Consider the following 19704-nt stretch of genomic DNA (forward strand, 5'->3'; position numbering starts at 1 on the left):
CTAAAAATAGATATAAGCGTCAATATATAAACAGAAAATATCGAATCTTCTATTTGTATGGATATCTTTATAAGATGAGTTGAAATCGGGTATTAATGGTATTAAAAAATAAACAATTGACTTTTTTCTTAAAATTCAATATGTTCATAAAAACATCTGTTTTTCATAAGTATAATTAATCTGAATGGTTTGTAATTAGGGGAAGGAGAATGAAGCTTTGAAAACATTAGAACTACAAGAGCGTTTAACTGAAATTTTTCAGCATTTACATGAAAACCCTGAAGTAAGCTGGAAGGAATATGAAACGACAGCTTATATTACTAACTTTCTAAAAGAAGAAGGAATTTCATATAAAATATTTGATGATTGCCCTGGCGTGATTGCTGAAATCGGAAGAGGGAATCCAGTTATCGCGATTCGTGCTGATATGGATGCACTATGGCAAGAAGTAGACGGAGAATTTAAAGCGAATCACTCGTGCGGCCACGATGCTCATATGACAATTGTGATGGGCCTTATTTTACAATTGAAAAATATGAGATGGGATAGTGGTACTGTTAGATTTATTTTTCAGCCGGCAGAGGAAAAAGGAAATGGTTCCTTAAAGATGGTAGAGAAGGGCGCCGTGGATGATGCTGATTTCTTATTTGGTGTTCATTTAAGGCCGATTGAAGAACTGCCTTTGAAACAAGCAGCCCCATCTATTCGTCACGGAGCTGCAGCATTTTTAGAAGGGATGATTCATGGAGATGATGCACACGGTGCACGCCCACATCAAGGTATAAATGCAATTGATGTCATTTCGATGATCAATATTGGATTGAAAAATATATGGTTACCGCCGCAGACGTCTTATTCTGTTAAGATGACGAGATGCCAAGCTGGTGGTGATAATCTAAATATTATTCCAGGTAACGGGCATTTTAGTTTAGATGTAAGAGCAGAAAATAACATATTACTAGATGAATTGAAGCGAAGAATAGAGCAAGTAATTCAGTCAGCTGAATCAATGGGATCTAAACTTTCTTATGAGTGGATTGATCTCGCACCAGGAGCTGAAGTGTCAGAAGAAGCTGAGCGTTTCATGCGGAAAGGCATTCTTGAAGTGTACGGGGAAGAGGGATGTACTGGACCACTGTATACGACAGGAAGCGATGATTTCCATTACTATACAGTGAAAAGACCCCATTTAAAAGCTGTCATGCTTGGACTAGGGGCGAACTTACAACCTGGATTACACCATCCGTATATGAAGTTTGATCATAGCTGTATAATGGATGGAGTAGAAATATTGAAACAAACTGTATTGAAAGTATTAGAAGACAGGGGCTAGAAAGCTCCTGTTTTTTTGGTAGGAATTTGTTGTTAAGTCGATATATTTGATTTCGCGATAATATAATTTCACGTACCAATTAATTTGATAAAAATGAGCATTCAGTACGTGGTGTATAATAATAGTAATATTTCTTAATAGGAGCAAACGAATGAACGAACAATATTACGATGCTGTATTAAATATAAAAACTGTCGGCGAGCAAAAAGGATTTAATAAGTCTATGCATTATCACCGTTATGAACCGACGCCATATAGCGGATTAGATGAGTTATTGAATCAATATGAAATAACAAGTAGCGATCGAATTGTAGACTTTGGGTGCGGAAAAGGGAGATTGAATTTTTACATGCACCATAAGTGCGATGCATTAGCGGTTGGAATTGAAATGAATGAAGAGTTTTATAAAGAAGCAATGGATAATCGTGATCGTTATGCGCGAAAAGTGAGAAACAGTAAAGATAAAATTCGGTTTGAATGTTGTTTAGCGCAGGAATATGAGATTGATCCACGTGATAACCGGTTTTATTTCTTCAATCCATTTTCTGTACAAGTGTTTATGAACGTAGTGAATAACATTTTGCTTTCGGTAGAGGAAATAGAGAGGGAAGTGGATATTATTTTATACTATCCTTCTGAAGATTATATTTTCTTCTTAGAGAACCAGACTGCGTTTGAATTGAAGAGAGAGGTTAGATTGCCGGGTGCTTATGAGAAGAATGGGAATGAGAGATTTTTAGTTTATACATTAGGATTATAAAAAAAGCAGGTGCCTTGGCACCTGCTTTTTTAAAACTCACGTCTATATAATTAGTTACGGATTAAGTAATCAAATGCACCTAAAGCTGCATTCGCACCTGAACCCATAGAGATGATGATTTGTTTGTACGGATTATTTGTACAGTCACCTGCACCAAACACTCCTGGTACGTTTGTAGCGCCGTGCTTGTCTGTTACGATTTCACCGCGAACGCGTTCAACTGTTTCGCCTAACCAGTCTGTGTTTGGCACAAGACCGATTTGAACGAATACACCTTGTAATTCAACATGGTGTACTTCTTCAGTTTCACGATCGATGTAAGAAATACCGTTTACTTTATCAGTACCAGTGATTTCTTTCGTTTGAACGTTTTTCAGAACAGTTACGTTTGGTAAGCTGTTAAGACGTTCTTGTAATACAGCATCAGCTTTTAATTCTGGCATGAATTCAAGAACAGTTACGTGCTTAACAATACCTGCTAAGTCGATAGCTGCTTCAATACCAGAGTTACCACCGCCGATAACCGCTACATCTTTTCCGATGAATAATGGACCGTCACAGTGTGGGCAGTATGCTACACCTTTGTTTTTGAACTCAGCTTCACCCGGTACGCCAACATTACGCCAGCGAGCACCTGTTGAAACGATTACGCTCTTACTTTTCAGAATAGCGCCGTTTTCAAGTTCCACTTCAATAAGTTCTTTTTTCTCTAAACGTTTCGCACGTTGTAGATTCATTACATCGATGTCGTATTCTTTTACGTGCTCTTCAAGGCTTGCTACTAGCTTAGGACCTTCAGTGCGTTTTACGCTGATGAAGTTCTCAATACCCATAGTATCCATTACTTGACCACCGAAGCGCTCAGCAACGATACCAGTGCGGATGCCTTTACGTGCTGCATAAATTGCTGCACTTGCACCAGCTGGGCCGCCACCAACAACAAGAACATCGTATGGATCTTTATCAGAAAGCTCTGATGCATCTGGACCGTTACCCATTTTAACTAAAATTTCTTCAAGTGTCATACGACCGCTTCCAAAAGATTCGCCATTTAGGTAAACAGTTGGTACTGCCATGATGTCTTTACTTTCTACTTCCTCTTTAAATGCAGCGCCATCAATCATAGTATGTGTAATACCAGAGTTTAGAACGCTCATCACGTTAAGAGCTTGTACAACATCAGGACAGTTATGACAACTTAGGCTGATATAAGATTCAAAATGATATTCGCCTTGAATGTTTTTGATTTGATCGATTAATTTTTGTTCAACTTTTGGAGCACGTCCACTAACTTGTAGTAAAGCTAACACTAATGAAGTAAATTCGTGTCCTAATGGAATACCAGCGAATACGACACCAGTGTCTTCACCAGGGCGATTTACGCTAAAGCTTGGTGTTCTCTCTAGTTCAACTTTTTCTACTGTAATCTTAGATGACATAGTAGCTAATTCATCTACTAGAGATAACATATCTTTAGATACGTTATCGTCTCCTGCGCTTACTTTAAGTAAAATATCGTTCTCCATTAACTGAAGGTATTGGGATAGTTGTGTTTTTATATCTGCATCTAGTATCATTTTGATCGAACTCCTTAGATTTTGCCTACAAGGTCAAGGCTTGGTTTAAGTGTTGCAGAACCCTCTTGCCATTTAGCTGGGCAAACTTCACCTGGGTTGTTACGTACGTATTGAGCTGCTTTAATTTTGTTAACAAGGATGCTTGCGTCACGGCCGATACCGTCAGCATTGATTTCCATAGATTGGATAACGCCGTCTGGATCGATGATGAATGTACCACGAGCAGCAAGACCTTCTTCTTCCATTAAAACGTTGAAGTTTGTAGTGATTGTGCGAGTTGGGTCACCAATCATAATGTATTCGATTTTGCCGATAGTTTCTGAGCTATCATGCCATGCTTTGTGAGTGAAGTGAGTGTCTGTAGATACAGAGTATACTTCAACGCCTAAGTCTTTTAGAGTTGCGTATTGGTTTTGTAAGTCTTCAAGTTCAGTTGGACAAACGAATGTGAAGTCTGCTGGATAGAAACAAACTACGCTCCATTTTCCTTTTAAACTTTCGTCAGTAACTTGGATAAATTCTCCATTATGGTAAGCATTAGCTTTAAACGGTTTTACTTCTGTGCCGATTAATAACATATTAAAATTCCTCCTAAAGGTTGGTTTTGAGCATCGGAAATTAGTTTGCTCATAAAATATATTTTTTAATTAACTATAATAATTCTAATTCGATATTAATTATCATATAGAAGTGGTTATTTTGTCAAGAGAATAAACCAACTTTATACCAATTTAATTAATATTTATTCTCAATTAAGGCTGCTAGGGAATTAAAAGGTAATTTTCAAGTCATAAATTTTCAATGAGTGTTTGAGAGAGTAGTGTGTATGTTAGAGACATGGTGTAAGTATAAATTCTTAGGAAGGAAATATTTCTTAGAAGTTGTGGATTTGAAAAGGAACTGCTTACTTCTATTTTACAAAGAATTGTGCAATAAATAAAACAAAATGTATCGGAATCTTTGTGAACAATTATTGTCATCATAAATATATATAATAAGAAGTATATTGCAATGAGAAATAGAAACATTGACGCTCATTTCTAACAAGATATAATAAAAGCGAGATATGTATTGCAATAGAGAAGATATAGTATAGATTGAAAAAGTTTCAGTCTATTATTTTTTACGGCTTTTAGAAAACGTTTACATTTAGTGTGGAGGGGAAACCATGTCTAAGTTCACGAAGTATTTTTTAATGGAAGCTAAAGATGTGATTGCATATGTGCAAGAGAAATTACCTAAGTTCGAGCATGCAAAGGGGCTAAAGTGTAAAGAAATAGGTGATGGTAATTTAAATTATGTGTTCCGCGTTTGGGATGAACAGAAGAACATTTCTGTCATTGTAAAGCAAGCTGGGGATACAGCGCGTATTTCAGATGAGTTTAAGTTGTCGACGAATCGAATCCGTATAGAATCAGATGTTTTGCGATTAGAAGGAGAGTTAGCATCTGGACTCGTGCCAAATGTATATTTGTTTGATAGTGTGATGAATTGTTGCGTGATGGAAGATTTATCAGATCACACAATATTGCGTACAGCACTCATAAATCATCAAATGTTTCCGAGGCTTGCTGATGATTTAACTACTTTTATGGTAAATACCCTTCTATTAACATCAGATGTTGTAATGAATCATAAAGAGAAGAAGGAACTCGTGAAGAATTATATAAATCCTGAGTTATGTGAGATTACAGAGGACCTCGTATATTCAGAGCCATTCACAAACCATAATAAACGCAACGAATTGTTTCAATTAAATGAAGGATGGATTAGGGAGCATATTTATAGTGATAAAGAGCTTCGTATGGAAGTAGCAAAACTTAAGTTTTCGTTTATGACGAATGCACAAGCGCTACTTCACGGTGATTTACATACTGGTTCTGTTTTTGTAAAAAGTGATTCTACAAAGGTTATTGATCCTGAATTTGCTTTTTATGGACCTATGGGATATGACGTTGGGAATATAATGGCGAATTTAATGTTTGCATGGGTGAATGCAGATGCAGTGATGCAATCTGGTATTGAGAAAGATACATATATGAACTGGATAGAATCTACCATGATAGATGTAATTGATTTATTTAAGAAGAAGTTTTTAGATGCTTGGGATATTCATGTGACAGAGATTATGGCGAAGGAAGAAGGCTTTAACCGAGTTTATTTACAATCTGTATTAGAGGATACAGCTGCAGTGACGGGTCTTGAGTTAATTCGTCGTATTGTTGGTCTAGCGAAGGTAAAGGATATGACTTGTATTGAGAATGAAGAGGCGCGTGCTAGAGCGGAGCGAATTTGTCTTCAGACAGCGAAGAAGTTTATTTTACAAGCGAATCAATATAAAACAGGTAGCAGCTTTGTAGAAACGTTAAAAAAACAGTCAATGCATAGTGCGAAATAAGGGGAGAAGATGATGGCAGAGCAATTAATATCAATTCAGTGGAAAGATGATGCTTTAGTGTTATTGGATCAAACGGTATTACCGAACGAAGTAGTCTATGAATCTTTTAAAACGGCTGAGGGTGTGTGGGATGCGATTCAAGTAATGAAAGTACGAGGAGCGCCGGCAATAGGTGTTTCAGCAGCCTACGGTGTGTATTTAGGAGTAAAGGAAGTTGCGGAAAGTTCGGCGGAAGAATTCATAGCGGAAGTAAAAAAGGTATGTGCATACTTAGCGACATCAAGACCGACGGCAGTAAATTTATTTTGGGCGCTTGAAAGAATGGAAAGTGTCGCGAAAGAGAATGCTCACTTATCAATTGCGCAGTTGAAAGATAGATTATTAGAAGAAGCAAAAGAGATTCATAGAGAAGATGAAGAAATTAACCGTCAAATTGGAGAACATGCATTAACATTATTCCATGATGGCATGGGGGTATTAACGCATTGTAATGCAGGTGCGTTAGCAACGACTAAGTATGGAACTGCGACAGCTCCAATGTACTTAGCGAAAGAAAAAGGATGGGACTTAAAAATCTATTCCGATGAAACACGCCCTAGATTACAAGGTTCAACGTTAACGGCATTAGAACTGCAGCGAGCGGGAATTGATGTAACGGTCATTACAGATAATATGGCGGCAATGGTCATGTCACAAGGGAAAATCGATGCAGTAATCGTTGGATGTGATCGTGTAGCAGCAAACGGGGATGTAGCAAATAAAATTGGAACATTAGGTGTTTCGATTTTGGCTAAATATTATAACATTCCGTTTTATGTAGCAGCACCAACGCCGACAATTGATTTGAAAACACTGACAGGAAAAGAAATTCCAATTGAAGAAAGGGATGCTTCTGAAGTGATCAATCGTTTCGGACAATACTCTGCTCCTCAAGAAAGTAAAGTATACAATCCGGCATTTGATGTCACGCCATATGAAAATGTAACAGCGATTATTACGGAAAAAGGAATTGTGAGAGCACCGTTTATGGAGAATTTAAAAAAGTTATTTCAATAAGTAGATAGTTTTTAGAAAAATAGTCATCATAAGTTTCTTACTAGGGGGATGTATATGTTACTGCAAAAAGAAAGAGAAGAAGTTGTAGCGTACGGAAAGAAAATGATTTCTAGTGGTTTAACAAAGGGGACTGGCGGTAATATTAGTATTTTCAATCGTGAACAAGGTCTTGTTGCAATTAGCCCAAGTGGTCTAGATTATTATGAAACGACGCCTGAAGATGTAGTTATATTGAATTTAGATGGTGAAGTGATAGAAGGAGAGAGAAAACCATCAAGCGAATTAGATATGCACCTTATCTATTATAGAAATCGTGAAGATATAAATGCGCTTGTACATACACATTCTCCTTATGCGAAGACAATCGCATCATTAGGATGGGAACTTCCTGCTGTATCATATTTAATTGCTTTCGCAGGCCCGAATGTACGCTGTGCACCATATGAAACATTTGGTACGAAGCAATTAGCAGAGGCAGCTTTCGAGGGCATGATTGATCGCCGTGCAGTTTTACTTGCGAACCATGGTTTAATGGCCGGAGCGAATAATATAAAAATGGCGTTTACTATTGCAGAAGAAATAGAGTTTTGTGCTCAAATTTATTATCAAACGAAAAGTGTCGGAGAACCGAAATTACTGCCAGAAGACGAGATGGAGAATTTGGCGAAGAAGTTTGAAGGGTATGGGCAGCAGTAAAATGAAATGAAAACACCCTCAAGAAAAAAATCTTGAGGGTGTTTCTCTATGCCTTCTTCAATAACAAATACATAAAGTAAGGTGCACCAATTAAAGCAACGACAATACCAGCTGGAATACCGCTAGGTTCGACGATATTTCGTCCAATTGTATCCGCTAGTAGTAATAACCATCCGCCGATTAAAACGGCGATAGGGATGAATATTTGATGCCTTGGACCTACTAAAGATTTGGCGATGTGAGGAGCCATAAGTCCGATAAAGCTAATGCCTCCTGTTACGGAAACAGCAGCGGCAGCAAGTGCAACGGCTGCGATTAATAAGTATCTTCGTTCTTTTTCAATTTCAATTCCAACACCGATTGCTACTGGCTCGTTTAATGCTAGTATATTTAATCTATTTGCCTTATAGAAAACAAATGGGATTAATACGATTAGCCAAGGAAGCATTGCTAAAACAAATGTCCAGTCATCTCCCCAAATGTTTCCGGCAATCCATTTAGCGATAAAGTCTACTTTCATACGATCTGCAGATGAAATAAGTACAATCATCGCGCCAGATAGTGCAAAGGAAAAACCGATGCCGGTTAATGTTAATCTTATTGGCTGAAGGCCTGTGGATTTGCTATATGAAAATACGTAAATTAGAACAGCTGTTAGAAACGCACCGATAAATCCAACGACTGGTAGTAGGTAAAGAAATGAACCTACGTCTATCGGGAAGTATAGAAAGAAAACAGAAACTGCAACACCAGCACCAGCGTTAATGCCGAGAATACCAGGTTCAGCTAAATCGTTTCGGGTAATACCTTGTAATATAGCACCTGATAAAGCGAGTGCCATACCGGCTAATAATGTAATGACGATTCTAGGTAGCCTTAAAGAATATAAAACGAATTCTTCTTTAAATGAACCTTGTCCCATAAGTGTTGGGATTAATCTGTCATAGGAGAGAGCGGCAGAACCGAGCCCCATTCCAATTACAATTGTTGTGATGGTAAGTATGAGTAATGCAAGTATGATAAGGCGTTGTTTCTTTAGAATAGATTGCATCATGAGAAAGATCTTCCTCCTTTACGTACAATAAATAGGAAGAATGGTAATCCTACAATTGCGACGATTGCAGCAACTGGTGTTTCATACGGAGCGTTAATTGTGCGTCCGATTGTATCTGCGAGCAGCATAAAGGAAGCACCAGCGATCGCTGACATCGGTATAACAAAACGGTAATCTGGTCCAACGATTGGACGAACCATATGAGGTATCATTAAGCCGATAAATGCCATGTTTCCGACAAGCGCTACAGAAGCACCTGCAAGCAAGATAATAATGATAAATAAAATTGTTTTAATGACGATAATCTTTTGACCGAGTCCAACAGCAACTTCTTCACTGAAACTAAGAACTGTTAATTTCTTTGCAAGTAAGATAGCGATAAATATACTTATTGAAATAACCGGAATAATAATTTTTAATTGGCTCCAACTCGTTCCAATTACGCCCCCAGCCGTCCACATTGATACATCTTGTGAAATTTTAAAGTAAATGCCAACACCTTCTGAGATTGCAAGTAGAAATGCTGAAACAGCAGCACCAGCTAATACAATTCGAAGAGGGGAAAGTCCGCCCTTTTTCACCATGCCAATTCCAAATACCATAATAGCGCCAATTGCAGCACCGATAAAGCAAGCTAGTGTTAAGTAAAGATAGCTTATAGAAGGATTGAAGGCAAGTGTTAGTGCAAGTGCAGCATTTGCGCCACCAGTTAGGCCAAGTAATCCAGGATCGGCAAGTGGGTTTCGCGTTAATCCTTGCATAATTGCACCAGAAACAGCGAGTCCAGCCCCTACAAAAATAGCAGCAACTTCACGTGGTAAACGTATTTCACGAAGGATGGATAGCTTATCTCCTTTAGCAGAGGAAGTAAGTGCTAACCATACGTCTTTTATAGAAGTATCTGCAGCGCCTAACACCATTGCAAACATAAAAATAAGAAAGAATGCAATGATACTCAAAATTAATTTGTATGTAAAAGCGTTGGAACGTAGGTTGTCTTGCTCTTTTTTCATTCGTTTCACATCTTTTCTTTTCATAGAATAAAGGAAGAGGAATTCTTAAATTAAGAATTCCTCATGTTTGTATTATTGACCAAGAAAGCTCTTCTTGAAGAAGTCTAGTTGGAAATCTAATGTAAGTGGATCATTGAAATAGAATTCCATCATGTTTGCTTCATATACACGATTATTTTTTACTGCTGGAATGTTTTTATATGATTCTGTCTCTTGGAATGAGTTATCAGTATCTTTGTTTTTACTTACGATTAAGTAATCACCAGCAAACTCAGGTAATACCTCAGTAGATAATGCGTAGTATCCTTCTTTTAAAGCTTTTTCTTTTACTTTTTCAGGCATTTTTAATTTCATTTCTTGGTAAAGAATTTCTGTTCCGCGGCCCCAGTTTTCGCCGTATACGTAAAGCTGTTTGTTGAAGTTTTCAACAACAGAAACTGTTGCATCTTCACCAATCTTCGCTTTAATGTCTTTTCCAGCTGTTTGTGCGCGTTTCTTGAAATCATCAACCCAAGTTTTTGCTTCTTTTTCTTTATTTAATAATTTACCGATTTCTAAGTGTTGTGTTAAGTAATCAACTTTTCCGTAAGTGTATGTTACAGTAGGAGCGATTTTCTTTAACTTATCAACATTTTTAATATTTGATAAACCAATGATTAAATCTGGATTTAATTCTGCAATCTTTTCAACATTTTCATCTGATACTTCAGCGACATTTTTCAGTTTGCTATCGAAACGTGGGTTTTGTTTAGACCATGAATCTACCCCAACAAGATTTACACCTAATGACATTACGTTACCAGCGAATGATGATAGGACAACAACACGTTGTGGATTTGCTGGAACTTCTACTTTACCATTTTCAGATTGGTATGTAATTGTTTCTGATTTCTTACCTTTTGCGTCGTTCTTCTTGTCTGTTGAACCGTTGCTACAAGCACTCATAACAAGGACGAACAGAACTGTTAGTGAAATAAATAATTTTTTCATCGTCTTTCTCCTTTTGATAGATGATATGTGATATACAATAAATTGTTTAGCTTTGATCTTTTGAAAAGTTAGTGGTAATACAAAAGTCTTATTAACAATCTTGAACTTGAGATTTTACCATGTAGTATTCACCATAGTAATAGAAGAAGATGTAATCTCACAGTTGCTAATAATTAACAAATTGATAATGATTATCACTATTGATTCTTTAAATACTATAATTTTATATAGGTGTATTGTCAATAGTGATTTTGATTGTAAAATTTATAAAAACAAGTTATATTTTATTGAGAATGATAATCAATTATTAGTAGCTGAGGAGTGACACGAATGAATCAAGAAGAATTGTTTGATGTAACTGTGATAGGCGGAGGACCTGCAGGGCTTTATTCAGCTTTTTATAGTGGACTAAGAGAGATGAAAACGAAAATAATAGAATTTCAACCACAGTTAGGTGGAAAAATACATGTTTATCCGGAGAAAATGATTTGGGATATTGGCGGATTATTACCGGTCACTGGTGAGAAATTAATTGAGCAACTTGTACAACAAGGATTAACATTTCAGCCTGAAGTTGTATTGAATACAAAAATAGAATCAATTATTCGTAATGAAGAGGGTATTTTTACGTTGAAAACAAGCTCTGGGGAAGAACATTTTTCAAAAACAGTGATCGTCGCAACTGGGAGTGGTATATTGAATCCACAAAAGTTATCAATTGAAGGTGCTGAGAGATTCGAAGTCTCAAATTTAAATTATACAGTTAAATCGTTAAAACGTTTCAAAGATAAAACGGTAATTATTTCAGGCGGAGGGAACTCTGCAATTGATTGGGCAAATGAATTAGAACCGATTGCGAAAAAAGTTTATTTAACATATAGAAAAGAAGAATTATCTGGTCATGAAGCACAAGTAAAACAACTTATGAACAGTTCGGCAGAATGTTTCTTTAATACATCGATTACAAAATTAATTGCTGGTGATAACCATGAAGCGATTGAATATGTAGAATTAACAAATCATGAAACAGGAGAGATTTCTCATTTATCTATCGATGAAGTTATTATTAATCATGGATATGAACGTGATATAACATTATTAGAAAATAGTGAGCTAGATGTTGCAATTATAGATAATTTTTATATTGCAGGTAATGCAAATAGTGAGTCGTCTGTAGATGGATTATATGCTGCTGGAGATATTTTAAAGCATGACGGGAAATTACATTTAATTGCAGGGGCATTCCAAGATGCTGGAAACGCTGTGAATAAAGCGAAACAATTTATTCAACCTGATGCAAGTGAGTACGGAATGGTTTCTTCCCATAATGAAGTATTTAAGAAGAGAAATCGAGAATTGATTAAGCAGATGATGAAATAATAAAGGAACAAGTATACCCCCATTTACATCTCTATTTCTATGGACGAGAGATACAAATGGGGTTTTTCCTGTTTACTATATTTTCAATCATTTTCATGACACCGTTTTCATTAGTTCATGTCATATGAATGTATTTCTATAAAAAGGGAACACAAAGACTTGAACATTTTATTTGTGAATATTTCCAGAGAACAATGAATCTATAGTTGGTTTGTGCGGACCATTATTAAATTATGCTGTCCCTTTTTCCTGTTCATTAGGAAATGGAATATTTAGTATAGACGCAATGTATTGTTTTCCATGTTTTCGAGCTAATGATTCTAATATTTGACGAACGCGTTTTGTAAGATGACCCTGTTTTTTTATAGACTCACAATATGCGTCATAGAAAACGTATTTAGCCCAAAGGAAATCATCTTGTTGGAATAAGAAATGATTTTTGTACCATTCGCCAATTGTATGATAGCAATTGTTTTCATGTACTGCTGCACTTTGTGAAAGAATACGATCGGATAAAGAATTAGATAGATGAGAAATTGTGTTTTCTGTTTCAACTTGTAATGTTTTTTCTAACATTGTAATGATGTGACGAGTAGCCATATGTTAACTCTCCTTTGTGTAAATGGGTAATACCATTCTATATTTAAAAAAATACTTACTATACTATTATACAATATATGGAATGCATCTACCTGCTTTTTAATTTGTATTTACAAAATCTTTTTTATTTGTTTACAAAAATAAAGTAAGATACAGTATATATATGAAAAAATAATAAAGGAATGAACACATTGTATATAACGATAGAAGAGGCTGCGGAGTATTTGAAATTACCAAAATCGTATGTTGAAGACTTAATTCAGCAAAAGAAAATTCGTGCACTGTTTGATGGAGAGCAATATTTAATAAACAAGGAACAGTTTAATACACATTTAGAACAAATGGAGAAATATAAGCAGTTAGTGGAAGAAATATTAAACGAACCAATTCCAGAAGATATGGATGTTAAAGACGAAGATTAAATTTATAAAAGCCCCCGTATTAAGATATGCAGAAATGTATCTTAATACGGGGGCTTTTTATATTAAGGGATGAAAAAGTCATCCGAAATCCCAGAGTTACTTTAAGGAAAAGAAGATTTTATAGGGATTAGTACTATTAGTTAAAAGCATATTTTTTTATACAGGGGACAAACATAGAGAACGTAACCTGTACAGATACATATACTATCAGTGCAAAAGCTTATAAATTAATGGAAGGGGTTTTCTCGTGAGTTTATTTCATTGGGATTTTTTGAAAGAATTAATTGGATCTTATGTAAGAGTAAACAGAGGTGGACCGGAATCTCAAAAAGGAATAATAGTGTCAGTATGTACGGACTACGTCGTATTACAGAATGAAAAAGGAGAGTACCATTACTACCAGCTTCGCCATCTGAAAAGCATTACAAAAAATACGAAAGATGGTGGGATAGGTGATTCTGTATGGTCGGAAGAAGACAGTGCAGAAGACTTTGAAACGCTACTTCAAGGCTTCAAATACCGCTGGGTGAAAATTAATCGTGGTGGTCCAGAGAAAGTTGAAGGTATTTTACAAGATGTTTCTTGCGATTATGTAACGTTAATTATAAAAGAAGAAGTGGTATTAATTGCACTATCTCATATTAAGAGTGTTAATTATAATGCACCAGTAAGTGGAGAGAATAGTGATGAGAGTAGCGATGAGAAAAGTAATGAAAACAGTAATAATTCAAGTCGCGCTCGTGCACAAAGACAATCAAGTAGAGGAAGATAATAAGAAAGGAGGGTACAAAATTGGAGAGTGTATTATGCTGTGATCAAATTAAAGGTTTAGTCGGTGAAAATGTAAAAGTAAATCTTCGCGGACCAGAAAGTAGAGTAGGTGTACTCGTATCATTAGGAAAAGATTACCTTACACTACAATTGCCTCTTGGAGAATTAGTATATTACCAGTTGAAACATGTGAAGAGTCTAGTTAGGAAAGTGAAAGAAGCACCGGGAGAATATGGTTCATATTTCTATGCTGATGAAGATACTTTTTTAGATGTATTAAATGACTTGAAGTATAAATGGATAAAGATTAATCGTGGTGGACCAGAGTGTGTGGAAGGTTTATTAAGTGATATACATGATGGAAGTATTACACTAGTAAACGGTGATGAGGTCATTTATATAATTAATTCTCATATTAAGAGTGTGAGTCAAATAGTTAAAAACAAAAAGAATGAAGAAGAATAATGTTTAATAAATAAAAGGGGCATTATGATTGAAAGTGAAGAACGATTTCATATTTTGCTGCAATAATTTCGCGGTATATGAAAAAGAATTCTTACTATTAAAAGACGGAACATTGCCCCTGATTATTTTTTTGAAATGGAAGACAGAAAAGCGCAATTTCATAGAAAGGAGGATATAGATGAATGAGTTAAACAAGAACATTGGGGAAAATATATACGTTAAATTAATCGGTGAAAGAAAGTTTAGAGGTATATTAATTGATGTAGGGAATGATATTGTTGTTCTTTACAATGGACAAGACTATGTATATATATCTTTATACCATATCCAATATTATAAATTTTTAAGAGAGCATGATGAAGAAATATTAAAGCCTGGTGTGGACTCTGTAATTAAGAGGGAATCACCTTCAATTTCTTTGAGAAAAGTATTAATCACATCTAAAGGGATTTTTACAGAAATTTATGTGGCAGGAAATGTTCCGATACACGGTTATGTTACAAGTGTAATGAACGATTATATTGTTTTTTATAGTCCAGTTTATAAAACGGTATATATATCTTTAAAGCATTTGAAATGGCTAATTCCTTATAAAGAGAACCAAGTCCCTTATTCCCTCAATAAAAATGAACTCCCCGTAAATCCATTAAATATTACTTTAGCGAGAACGTTCGAAGAACAGCTTATTAAAATGTCTGGGAAAATTATGGTGTTTGATTTAGGTGAAGAATCTAACAAAATCGGAAAGATGGCGAAAATTGATGAAGGGCATATTGAAATATTAAAAGCACGTGATGCAAAAATGTATGTAAATATTCAACATGTAAAATCTGTCCATTGTCCGTAGACTAGTTGAGAGGGCTGGCTTTTTCTTTTATATATAGGGAAGAAAAGGTCGAGCCTATTTGTTTAATTCGATTTGGATATGAGGGGGAAAATGAATTGAATATCATATAGGTATGTTAGTGTGATCTTTGAAGGGGCAATCTTGTACTAAAGGTGTACGAGCTACCTTTTTGTGTATTCAACTCACTTTTGAGGAAGTGCTGCTCAACTACTTTATTAAAGGGGTTTTGTTTGTGGAGCAGTTTCCAGATTCGTTTTCGATTACATTACTTGGCAGTGCGGGTGGAGCAGCAAAAGCAGTGTTAGCAATTTTGAATCAAGCGGTAGTAAATGAAAAAGATCCAATTTATGAAGTGATAAAGAATGTGAACTTCCATTTGGTGGATATAAAACAAAAAGATAAAAGTTATTATGATGAGTTGTTTCCAAATTTGAAAGAGCAATTTTTTTTATATGAAATAAACCTTCAAGATGTAGTCAAATTTAAACATCATTTAAAGGAAAAAAGAACGAAGGTTGTTATTGATGTTTCAGGTGCAGATACAATTAGGGTACTGAGTTGTTGTAATGACCTTGGCATTTGTTATATTAATTCGGCTTTGGAAAATGAGGCAGTAGATCAAGACGATAGTTTACTTGGTTTTCAGCTTACGGAAAGGTATACGAGGTTTGAGAAGGAGAAAGAAACATTTACAAATACAAGAGCGATTATAGGCTCAGGTATGAATCCTGGTGTTGTTCAATGGATGGTTGTTGAGCTTATGAAAGAACGTCCAAATGAAAAGCCGCGAGCATGCTATATTGTAGAACATGATAATTCATTTTTGAATGATAAAGAGCTTATAAAACCTCATACACTTTATGCATCATGGGCAGTTGAGCGTTTTCTTGATGAAGCGATATGGAGTTATCCTATGTATATGAGTCATCATCGTCCACTTTACTTTTATGAGGATGTATATGCTTCAGAGTATAAAGTAAAGTTAGGTGAAAAAGAATTTTATGGTTGCTTAATGCCACATGAAGAAGTTTTAATTTTAGGGAAATCTTTTAATATGGAAGTGGGTTTTCTTTATCGGATCAATGAGTATACAACAAACTTAATTAGACAGAACTTAGACAAAGTGGAAGATTTATGGAATTGGAATCGTAAAGTATTTAATCCAGCAGAAGATGATATTATAGGAGAAGATTTAGTCGGTGTGTTACTCGTTTATGAACATAATGAGACATACATGTATAATGTAATGAATAGTAGCCAAGTTTTTCAAAAATATAAAACAAATGCGACGTACTTCCAAGTAGGGTGTGGAATTTATGCTGGCTTATGTAGTTTACTGTTAGATACTTTTGGACAAGGCGCTTATTATGTAGAAGAATTATTATTAAATACTGAAAGTAAGTATGGGGAATATTTAAATTTATATATGAAGGATTTTGTAGTAGGACATAATAATTTCACAGATGGATTGCTAAATGATAGGGTAAGATGGATATAAATTGTAACTGAAAAGGAAGGAGATGTATCTCCTTCCTTTTAGTATTAGAAGGTTACATGTTGCCCTGAAAGCAATTTCATAATTATAATTTAAAGAGATAATACTTGAAATGTTTTTTTGTATTGATCAAGAGGAGTTTTTATATGAACAAATACAAGAGCTTGATTTATGAAGAAAGAGAAGCTTTAAAAGTATTTATATTATTATTCTATATTATATTATTTTTATATGACGTTATCTATTATTTTATTTATCCCGCTATCAATATTAATGAAGCAAGGGTAGGGTGGCCAGAAGGTGGTATGGGAATAGGTGTATATATATTAGTAATATCTTTATTTCCTATTTCAATATATCTTCAAAAACAAGGTTATGTATATTTTGTGAAATACTTATTTTTAATTGGGTATATGCTTATTGATCTTATTAATAACTTAATGATTTATTTACACAGTGATCGTGTTTTTGAAAATGGAAATATGGTTGAAATATTTTTAATTTTATTTGCACCGATTTTCGTGAACAGAAAATATTTTTATTTCGTGTCCTGTAGTGTAATTGGAAAATATGTATTTTTTACTTTGATATTACAAGATGTAAAAGTTGTGATTCCGCTTGTATTATGTATATTCTTTTTCATCATTTCGCATTCTTTATTAAAGAGATTTCAATCTTATGTAAGGACAGTTGTTGAGATGATGAACAGTATGGAAGAGACAGAAAATTTAGCGGTTATTGGGACTATGTCTACAACAATCGCTCATGAAATTCGAAATCCATTAACAGCTTTAAAAGGATTTACACAAATTCAAAAAGAAAGAAATCCTGAAGATACGATGAGCTATGAGATTATGCTGCAAGAAATTGAGAGAATTAATGGGTTTGTTAGTGAATTGATGTTATTAGGAAAACCGAAACCAACAAATTATGAATGGTGTAATATAGGGGAAATCCTTTTATATGTTGTACAGTTAATGGAAAGCTATGCGACTCAATATAAAGTGAAATTTAATTTGCAAGTAGATGGAAATTTACCCGTTATAAATGGTGATGATAAGCAATTAAAACAAGTGTTGTTAAACATCATCAAAAATGGAATTGAATCGATGCCAGGAGGCGGGAATATTCAGATTCTGGCATATGAAAAAGCTGGAGAGAACTTGTGTATTTCTGTTGAAGATCAAGGTCTTGGGATAGAAAATGAGAAAATAGAAAAGATCGGAAAAGCTTTTTATACAACAAAAGAGAATGGTACAGGTCTTGGATTAATGATTACATATAAAATTATTGAAGAACATCAAGGGAGTATCGCGATTGAAAGTAGTATGGGGATAGGAACGAAAGTGGAAATTTATTTACCAACAGTGTAGTGCATTAGACGAAATTACTTTTCAGAAAAGTGTTCTTGTTGTGTAAATATAAACATTTTATAAAATGTTTCAAGAAGGGTTTTTTTTATAAAAAACTTCGTTTATAATGGAGGAAAATATCGACATAGAGCTTTTAGCTCATGTAACGGTTCAGTAGTGTTATGAAAAGAAAAGAAGGGGTGCACGCGCATCCTTTTTTCTATGCGGATATGATGAAAGGGGTGGTATGATGGAATTAACATTAAATTCGACTGTATGTTTACACACGATTCAATTTCGAAAAGAGCAAAAGAACTATATTGTAAAAGATACGATTACAGGAGAGACATATGAAATGCCGCCACTTTGGATTGATGCACTAGCAATGATGCGTGACGGTTTTTTATTGGGAGAAATTGAGGAGAAATTAAAAGAAGAATATCCAGCAGAAGAAGTAAATATGGTAGCATTTACGAGGCAACTGTTAGAGCTAGAACTTGTCGAAATGGTAGATGGAGAAGAGATAGCTTGTACAAAGAAGAAAGATAAAGATTATTTAGCTTGGATACGACCAAGGGTGGAGCAATTCTTTTTTAACTTAAATAAAAAATATAAAAGCAAAGGTCAAAAGTGATCTTTGCTTTTTTTGTAGACCATGTTTAAAAAATAACAGCGAATGCCCTTGCGAAAGCACCGTCACTATTTTTAATTTTTAAAGGTGCTGCTGAGAAAAAGAATCGTTTAGCTTTAATGGCATCTAAGTTTGTTAAGTTTTCAATTAAGTAAATATTATTTCCTAACAGTATGTGATGAATCGGTGATGTTTCTGTCGTTACCTCATCAGGAGAAATAAAATCTAAACCGACAGATTTTACTTTTAATTGAACTAGTTCTTCAGCTAATTCTTCGGAAAGATAAAACGCTTCTTTCTCATAAGCTTCGGTATTCCATTTATTAGATAGATTGGAATGGAAAATGACAATATCGCCTTCTTTTATGTCGACAGTATGTAATACTTCCTTAGGTAATTTTCGCTCTTGAACATGAGTCACATCGATAAGAACAGCTTCGCCTACAAATTGATTTAGGGGTAATTGATCAATAGTGGTTGCGCCTGAAATGAAATGAGCAGGCGCATCACAATGCGTACCAACATGAACGACAGAATGAAAATTCGTAACTTGATAACCTGTTTCTTCAACGCTTGTAATGGCTTCTAGTTGGATTTTTGGTGTTCCAGGAAATTGAGACATATTATTTTCAAACGTTTGTGATAGATCAATTACTTTCATTTTACATACCTCCAATATATTTTTTTCAAATAATAAAAAGCCCATCCTTCATAATCAAGAAAGATGAGCTTTACATACTAGTTGAGTTTTATCTTCCAAAATGCAATGCATTTTGCAGGAATTAGCACCTATTCAGTTTGCATAAACTGAGGTTGCTGGGCTTCAAAGGACCGGTCCCTCTGCCTCTCTTGATAAAGGTTTAT

Annotated in this window: 20 protein-coding genes and 1 riboswitch; of the genes, 13 read left to right on the top strand and 7 right to left on the bottom strand. The window is 35.0% G+C overall.

Annotation, left to right across the window (positions count from 1 at the left end):
- Positions 1-217: 217 nt before the first annotated feature.
- The gene (locus tag MKX37_RS01960; protein WP_003187097.1) at positions 218-1333 is read left to right on the top strand and encodes a M20 peptidase aminoacylase family protein; all 1116 of its coding nucleotides are present in this window, start codon (positions 218-220) and stop codon (positions 1331-1333) included.
- A 151-nt stretch (positions 1334-1484) separates the two neighbouring features.
- Positions 1485-2093 carry an SAM-dependent methyltransferase gene (locus MKX37_RS01965; protein WP_002169275.1) on the top strand — a complete coding sequence of 203 codons (609 nt, stop codon included), beginning with the start codon at positions 1485-1487 and terminating at the stop codon, positions 2091-2093.
- A 50-nt stretch (positions 2094-2143) separates the two neighbouring features.
- Here the strand turns inward: MKX37_RS01965 and ahpF are convergent, their stop codons facing one another.
- Together ahpF and ahpC are read right to left on the bottom strand one after the other, a co-directional pair.
- Positions 2144-3670 (bottom strand): alkyl hydroperoxide reductase subunit F, encoded by a 1527-nt coding sequence (ahpF, locus tag MKX37_RS01970; protein WP_016126497.1) that lies wholly within the window; start codon positions 3668-3670, stop codon positions 2144-2146.
- Positions 3671-3684: 14 nt separating this feature from the next.
- Positions 3685-4248 carry an alkyl hydroperoxide reductase subunit C gene (ahpC, locus tag MKX37_RS01975; protein WP_000924420.1) on the bottom strand — a complete coding sequence of 188 codons (564 nt, stop codon included), beginning with the start codon at positions 4246-4248 and terminating at the stop codon, positions 3685-3687.
- A gap of 590 nt (positions 4249-4838) precedes the next feature.
- Between ahpC and mtnK the strand changes: the two genes are divergently transcribed.
- Genes mtnK through MKX37_RS01990 form a run of 3 tightly spaced genes read left to right on the top strand, consistent with a single transcriptional unit; the run spans position 4839 to position 7820 of the window.
- The gene (gene mtnK, locus MKX37_RS01980) at positions 4839-6068 is read left to right on the top strand and encodes an S-methyl-5-thioribose kinase (protein WP_002124934.1); all 1230 of its coding nucleotides are present in this window, start codon (positions 4839-4841) and stop codon (positions 6066-6068) included.
- 12 nt (positions 6069-6080) lie between these two features.
- Positions 6081-7124, top strand: coding sequence for an S-methyl-5-thioribose-1-phosphate isomerase (gene mtnA, locus MKX37_RS01985; protein WP_078422305.1), 1044 nt, complete (start codon positions 6081-6083; stop codon positions 7122-7124).
- A 54-nt stretch (positions 7125-7178) separates the two neighbouring features.
- On the top strand, positions 7179-7820 hold the full coding sequence (locus tag MKX37_RS01990) for an L-fuculose-phosphate aldolase (RefSeq protein WP_061676147.1): 642 nt from the start codon (positions 7179-7181) through the stop codon (positions 7818-7820).
- Between the two features lie 46 nt (positions 7821-7866).
- On the opposite strand, the gene MKX37_RS01995 is transcribed toward MKX37_RS01990, so the two are convergent.
- Genes MKX37_RS01995 through MKX37_RS02005 form a run of 3 tightly spaced genes read right to left on the bottom strand, consistent with a single transcriptional unit; the run spans position 7867 to position 10877 of the window.
- Positions 7867-8874 carry a FecCD family ABC transporter permease gene (locus MKX37_RS01995; protein ID WP_016121392.1) on the bottom strand — a complete coding sequence of 336 codons (1008 nt, stop codon included), beginning with the start codon at positions 8872-8874 and terminating at the stop codon, positions 7867-7869.
- The gene (locus MKX37_RS02000) at positions 8871-9911 is read right to left on the bottom strand and encodes a FecCD family ABC transporter permease (RefSeq protein WP_002029518.1); all 1041 of its coding nucleotides are present in this window, start codon (positions 9909-9911) and stop codon (positions 8871-8873) included. Before MKX37_RS02000 ends, MKX37_RS01995 begins: the two co-directional genes overlap by 4 nt.
- A 48-nt stretch (positions 9912-9959) precedes the next feature.
- Entirely contained in the window at positions 9960-10877 is a 918-nt protein-coding gene (locus MKX37_RS02005; RefSeq protein WP_000732562.1) for an iron-hydroxamate ABC transporter substrate-binding protein, read from the bottom strand.
- A 330-nt stretch (positions 10878-11207) separates the two neighbouring features.
- Here MKX37_RS02005 and MKX37_RS02010 point away from each other — a divergent pair, with 330 nt between their 5' ends.
- Positions 11208-12257 (top strand): NAD(P)/FAD-dependent oxidoreductase, encoded by a 1050-nt coding sequence (locus MKX37_RS02010; protein WP_002124939.1) that lies wholly within the window; start codon positions 11208-11210, stop codon positions 12255-12257.
- 231 nt (positions 12258-12488) lie between these two features.
- Here the strand turns inward: MKX37_RS02010 and MKX37_RS02015 are convergent, their stop codons facing one another.
- Positions 12489-12857: a hypothetical protein gene (locus tag MKX37_RS02015; RefSeq protein WP_002029521.1), complete on the bottom strand. Its 369-nt coding sequence runs from the start codon at positions 12855-12857 to the stop codon at positions 12489-12491.
- Positions 12858-13039: 182 nt separating this feature from the next.
- Here MKX37_RS02015 and MKX37_RS02020 point away from each other — a divergent pair, with 182 nt between their 5' ends.
- The 7 genes from MKX37_RS02020 to MKX37_RS02050 all read left to right on the top strand — a co-directional run bounded on the left by MKX37_RS02020 (position 13040) and on the right by MKX37_RS02050 (position 18843).
- Positions 13040-13279, top strand: a complete 240-nt coding sequence (locus MKX37_RS02020; RefSeq protein ID WP_002029523.1) for a helix-turn-helix domain-containing protein — start codon at positions 13040-13042, stop codon at positions 13277-13279.
- 247 nt (positions 13280-13526) lie between these two features.
- Positions 13527-14051, top strand: coding sequence for a hypothetical protein (locus MKX37_RS02025; protein WP_002029525.1), 525 nt, complete (start codon positions 13527-13529; stop codon positions 14049-14051).
- A 20-nt stretch (positions 14052-14071) separates the two neighbouring features.
- Positions 14072-14515, top strand: coding sequence for a hypothetical protein (locus MKX37_RS02030; RefSeq protein WP_002029527.1), 444 nt, complete (start codon positions 14072-14074; stop codon positions 14513-14515).
- A 178-nt stretch (positions 14516-14693) separates the two neighbouring features.
- On the top strand, positions 14694-15362 hold the full coding sequence (locus tag MKX37_RS02035; protein WP_002029528.1) for a hypothetical protein: 669 nt from the start codon (positions 14694-14696) through the stop codon (positions 15360-15362).
- A 232-nt stretch (positions 15363-15594) separates the two neighbouring features.
- Complete coding sequence (locus MKX37_RS02040) at positions 15595-16860, top strand: hypothetical protein (RefSeq protein ID WP_002016709.1); 1266 nt, start codon at positions 15595-15597, stop codon at positions 16858-16860.
- 143 nt (positions 16861-17003) lie between these two features.
- Complete coding sequence (locus MKX37_RS02045) at positions 17004-18230, top strand: ATP-binding protein (protein ID WP_078422396.1); 1227 nt, start codon at positions 17004-17006, stop codon at positions 18228-18230.
- 229 nt (positions 18231-18459) lie between these two features.
- A complete protein-coding gene (locus MKX37_RS02050) occupies positions 18460-18843 on the top strand; it encodes a hypothetical protein (RefSeq protein ID WP_033708170.1) in 384 nt (127 codons plus the stop codon).
- Positions 18844-18868: 25 nt separating this feature from the next.
- Here the strand turns inward: MKX37_RS02050 and MKX37_RS02055 are convergent, their stop codons facing one another.
- Positions 18869-19501, bottom strand: coding sequence for a cyclase family protein (locus MKX37_RS02055; protein WP_002091277.1), 633 nt, complete (start codon positions 19499-19501; stop codon positions 18869-18871).
- Between the two features lie 85 nt (positions 19502-19586).
- Positions 19587-19699, bottom strand: a riboswitch (SAM riboswitch).
- Positions 19700-19704: the final 5 nt, after the last annotated feature.

Source organism: Bacillus sp. FSL R5-0709, from assembly GCF_038004785.1.
In the GTDB taxonomy this organism is placed as follows: domain Bacteria; phylum Bacillota; class Bacilli; order Bacillales; family Bacillaceae_G; genus Bacillus_A; species Bacillus_A mycoides.

Excerpts from the sequence above, each read along its gene's own strand:
- MKX37_RS01965 (WP_002169275.1), top strand. The coding sequence starts at position 1,485 with ATGAACGAACAATATTACGATGCTGTATTAAATATAAAAACTGTCGGC.
- ahpF (WP_016126497.1), bottom strand. The coding sequence starts at position 3,670 with ATGATACTAGATGCAGATATAAAAACACAACTATCCCAATACCTTCAG.
- ahpC (WP_000924420.1), bottom strand. The coding sequence starts at position 4,248 with ATGTTATTAATCGGCACAGAAGTAAAACCGTTTAAAGCTAATGCTTAC.
- mtnK (WP_002124934.1), top strand. The coding sequence starts at position 4,839 with ATGTCTAAGTTCACGAAGTATTTTTTAATGGAAGCTAAAGATGTGATT.
- mtnA (WP_078422305.1), top strand. The coding sequence starts at position 6,081 with ATGGCAGAGCAATTAATATCAATTCAGTGGAAAGATGATGCTTTAGTG.
- MKX37_RS01990 (WP_061676147.1), top strand. The coding sequence starts at position 7,179 with ATGTTACTGCAAAAAGAAAGAGAAGAAGTTGTAGCGTACGGAAAGAAA.
- MKX37_RS01995 (WP_016121392.1), bottom strand. The coding sequence starts at position 8,874 with ATGATGCAATCTATTCTAAAGAAACAACGCCTTATCATACTTGCATTA.
- MKX37_RS02000 (WP_002029518.1), bottom strand. The coding sequence starts at position 9,911 with ATGAAAAGAAAAGATGTGAAACGAATGAAAAAAGAGCAAGACAACCTA.
- MKX37_RS02005 (WP_000732562.1), bottom strand. The coding sequence starts at position 10,877 with ATGAAAAAATTATTTATTTCACTAACAGTTCTGTTCGTCCTTGTTATG.
- MKX37_RS02010 (WP_002124939.1), top strand. The coding sequence starts at position 11,208 with ATGAATCAAGAAGAATTGTTTGATGTAACTGTGATAGGCGGAGGACCT.
- MKX37_RS02015 (WP_002029521.1), bottom strand. The coding sequence starts at position 12,857 with ATGGCTACTCGTCACATCATTACAATGTTAGAAAAAACATTACAAGTT.
- MKX37_RS02020 (WP_002029523.1), top strand. The coding sequence starts at position 13,040 with ATGAACACATTGTATATAACGATAGAAGAGGCTGCGGAGTATTTGAAA.
- MKX37_RS02035 (WP_002029528.1), top strand. The coding sequence starts at position 14,694 with ATGAATGAGTTAAACAAGAACATTGGGGAAAATATATACGTTAAATTA.
- MKX37_RS02045 (WP_078422396.1), top strand. The coding sequence starts at position 17,004 with ATGAACAAATACAAGAGCTTGATTTATGAAGAAAGAGAAGCTTTAAAA.
- MKX37_RS02050 (WP_033708170.1), top strand. The coding sequence starts at position 18,460 with ATGGAATTAACATTAAATTCGACTGTATGTTTACACACGATTCAATTT.
- MKX37_RS02055 (WP_002091277.1), bottom strand. The coding sequence starts at position 19,501 with ATGAAAGTAATTGATCTATCACAAACGTTTGAAAATAATATGTCTCAA.